The organism is Acidovorax sp. ST3 (assembly GCF_003231145.1).
In the GTDB taxonomy this organism is placed as follows: Bacteria; Pseudomonadota; Gammaproteobacteria; order Burkholderiales; family Burkholderiaceae_C; genus Acidovorax.
Window position 1 is genome coordinate 1 of sequence record NZ_QKVP01000097.1, and the last position, 576, is coordinate 576.

Genomic DNA, 576 nt, shown 5'->3' on the forward strand with positions numbered 1-576 from the left:
GCTGTCGTAGTTCGGCTGAAAATCGACAGTATCCTTGTCGATATCATCGAGCAGCGAATGCGCAACCTTCTGCAGACGCGCTTCGGTGTAACGCATCGCGGCCGCCATATCGCCGTCGACCGAGCCGAAGTTGCCCTGTCCGTCGATCAGCGGCACGCGCATGGAAAAGTCCTGCGCCATGCGCACCATTGCGTCGTAGACCGACTGGTCGCCGTGCGGGTGGTACTTACCGATCACGTCACCGACGGTGCGCGCCGATTTGCGGTACGGCTTGTTCCACTCGAAACCATTCTCGTACATCGCGTAGAGAATGCGCCGGTGCACCGGCTTCAGACCGTCACGCGCATCCGGCAGCGCACGCGCTACGATCACGCTCATCGCGTAATCGAGGTAAGAGCGCTTCATTTCATCCGTGATCGAAACGGGACGGATATCGGCCGTCTCGGGCGGGCCGGACGGCGGATCTTCTTGGTCAGCCAACGTGCGAATCCTGAGTGTGAAATACTCGTTTTATATAGGCGAATTCGCACCGCAACGCCAACCGCATTCGCCGTTAAAAAGAACGCCAAAACAGAT

Annotated in this window: 1 protein-coding gene; it reads right to left on the reverse strand. The window is 58.3% G+C overall.

Features of this window, described 5'->3' with window-relative positions; translation table 11 throughout:
* Positions 1 to 405: DNA gyrase subunit A (locus tag DNK89_RS23765; protein ID WP_304547811.1), on the reverse strand; the 405-nt coding region annotated here is incomplete at its 3' end.
* Positions 406 to 576: the final 171 nt, after the last annotated feature.